This window comes from Micromonospora sp. URMC 105 (assembly GCF_051386295.1).
Classification (GTDB): Bacteria; Actinomycetota; Actinomycetes; order Mycobacteriales; family Micromonosporaceae; genus Micromonospora.
Genome location: NZ_JBPQTL010000180.1, coordinates 1 through 3,054 on the forward strand (window position 1 = coordinate 1; position 3,054 = coordinate 3,054).

The 3,054-nt window shown below is 71.7% G+C and carries 1 protein-coding gene; it reads right to left on the minus strand.

What is annotated here, in order from left to right:
• The coding region (locus ACSNN7_RS28700; protein WP_436684178.1) for a type I polyketide synthase at window positions 1–3,054 on the minus strand (3,054 nt) is incomplete at both ends.

A 3,054-nucleotide genomic window follows, 5' to 3' on the forward strand; every position in this document is an offset into this window, starting at 1 on the left:
CCCCGACACCCCACCCACCACCGGCCCCAACACACCGGAAGCGTGCCGGGTCCAGTCGCCGGTCTCGTCGGCACTGTCCTGCGGCCGGGAGAACACCTCCACGGTTCGGTGATCGGCGTCGCCGGAGGCGCCGACCGCGACCTGGACCGCCACGCCGCCCCGTTCGGGCAGCACGAGTGGGGCGGAGAGGGTCAGCTCGACCACCTCAGGGGAACCGACCTGTCGGCCCGCGGCAGCGACCAGCTCGAGCAGCAGGGTGCCCGGTGCCAGCACCGCGCCGGCGACGACATGGTCGAGCAACCACGGGTGGGTGTGCCGGGACAGCCGGCCGGAGAACACGTACCCGTCCCGGTCGGCCAGCGGCACCCCTGCCGCGAGCAGCGGGTGTTCGGTGGCGTCCAGACCCAGCCCCGTCGCGTCACCGATCACCGCCGGGCCGTCCAGCCAGTACCGATCCCGCTGGAACGCATAGCTGGGCAGTTCGACGCGCCGGCCGCCGGCCACCAGCGCGCCCCAGCCGACCCGTGCCCCCCGCACGTGCAGGCGGGCCAGCGCGGTGAGGACAGTGGCGGCCTCGGAACGGCCTGTGCGCAGAGCCGGGGCGAGCATCCCGGCCTCGGCGGTCAGGCACTCCTGGGCGAGGGCGGTCAGCACCCCGTCGGGCCCCAGCTCCAGGTAGTCGGTGACGCCCTCGGCCTCGAGACAACGGACACCGTCGAGGAACCGCACCGCCTCGCGGACGTGCCGTACCCAGTAGTCAGGCGACTGCAGCTGCTCGGCGGTGGCCAGGGCGCCGGTCAGGTTGGACACGACCGGCACCCGTGGGGCTGCAAAGCTCAAGCTCGCCGCCACCGCCCGGAACTCGTCGAGCATCTCGTCCATGTGCGGTGAGTGGAAGGCATGGCTCACCGGCAGCCGCCTGGTCTTGCGACCGCGATCCCGCCACTCCTGCGCCACCTGCTCGACCGCGTCGGCGTCACCGGAGAGCACCACCGAGCGCGGCCCGTTCACCGCCGCGACCACGACCCGGTCCCCGTACCCGGACAGCGATCCGCGGATCTCCTCCTCGCCGGCCTGGACCGCCACCATCGCGCCGCCCTCCCGAGCGGCCTGCATCAGCCGGCCTCGCGCGGCGACGAGCGTGCAGGCGTCCGCCAGGTCCCACACCCCGGCCACGTGCGCGGCGGCGACCTCACCGATGGAATGGCCCAACAGGTAGTCCGGCACGACGCCGTAGCTCTCGAACGTCCGGTAGAGGGCCACCTCGACGGCGAAGAGCGCGGCCTGGGTGAACGCGGTCTGGTCGAGCAGCGCGGAGTCGGCCGAATCGGCCGGGGCGAACAGGATGTCGGTGATCGGCCGGCCCAGCAGCGGGTCGAGGTGCGCACCGACGGCGTCCAGCGCCCGGGCGAAGACAGGGAGGTGTTCGTAGAGTTCGTGGCCCATGCCGAGTCGTTGGCTGCCCTGCCCGGTGAACAGGAAAGCTGTCCGTCCCTGGCCGGTGCCACCACTGCCGGTGATCACCGAGGACGACGGCTGTCCCTGAGCCAACGCCGCCAATCCCGCCAGCAGCTCCTCCGGCCCCGCGCCGATGACCACCGCCCGGTGCTCCAGCGACGCCCGCCCCGTCACCAAGGAGAACGCCACGTCCAGCGGATCCACCTCCGGGCTCCGCGCCACGAACTCGTGCAACCGCCGCGCCTGCGCCCGCAGCCCCGCCACACCACGGCCCGACACCACCCACGGCACCACCGCACCCGACCCGGACGCGGGCCCGGAGCCGGCAGCAGGCCTGGTGTCGGCGTCTGAGCCGGCGGCGGGCTCGGTTTCGGGTGCCTGCTCGAGAATCACATGCGCATTGGTCCCACTGATCCCGAACGACGACACCCCCACCCGCCGCGGACCCGGCACCTCAGGCCACGGCCGCGCCTGCGTCAGCAACCGCACCGCCCCCGACGACCAATCCACATGCGGCGTCGGCTCGTCCACATGCAACGTCTGCGGCAACACCCCCTCCCGCATCGCCATCACCATCTTGATCACACCACCGACACCCGCCGCCGCCTGAGCGTGCCCGATGTTCGACTTCAACGACCCCAACCACAGAGGCCGATCAACCGGCCGGCCCTGCCCGTAGGTGGCCAGCAACGCCTGCGCCTCGATCGGATCACCCAACCGGGTGCCCGTCCCATGCGCCTCCACAGCGTCGACCTCGGCCGGAGTGAGACCCGCGACCTCCAGAGCCCGCCTAATCACCCGCTCCTGCGACGGCCCGTTCGGCGCGGTCAGACCATTCGACGCCCCGTCCTGATTCACCGCCGAACCCCGCACCACCGCCAACACCCGACGGCCCTCACGCAACGCATCCGACAACCGCTGCACCAACAACAAACCCACACCCTCGGACCAACCCGTCCCACCCGCCGACGCCGCAAACGACCGACACCGACCATCCGCCGACAAACCCCGCTGCCGCGAGAACTCCACGAAGGTGCTGGGTCCCGCCATTACGGTCACTCCCCCGGCGAGCACCAGGTCGCACTCGCCTCGGCGCAGGGCGGTGGCCGCCAGGTGCAGCGCCACCAGCGACGACGAGCACGCGGTGTCGACGGTCACCGCCGGGCCCTCGAGGCCGTACGTGTAGGCCAGCCGGCCGGAGATGACGCTGGAGGTGTTGCCGGCCAGCAGGAAGCCTTCGTACTCGTCGGGCACCCTGGGCAGCCGTGCGGCGTAGTCGTCGTACATGGCGCCCACGAAGACGCCGGTGTTGCTGCCGCGCAGGGTTGACGGGTCGACCCCGGCGCTCTCGAACGTCTCCCACGCCGTCTCCAGCAGCAGCCGCTGCTGCGGATCGGTGGCCGTCGCCTCCCGCGGCGACATCCCGAAGAACTCCCGGTCGAACTGATCGGCGTCGTGCAGGAAACCACCCTCCCGCGCATACGACGTCCCCACCCGCTCCGGATCCGGGTCGTACAAACCCTCCAGATCCCACCCCCGATTCGTCGGAAAACCACCCACCGCATCCACACCATCAGCCACCAACCGCCACAACTG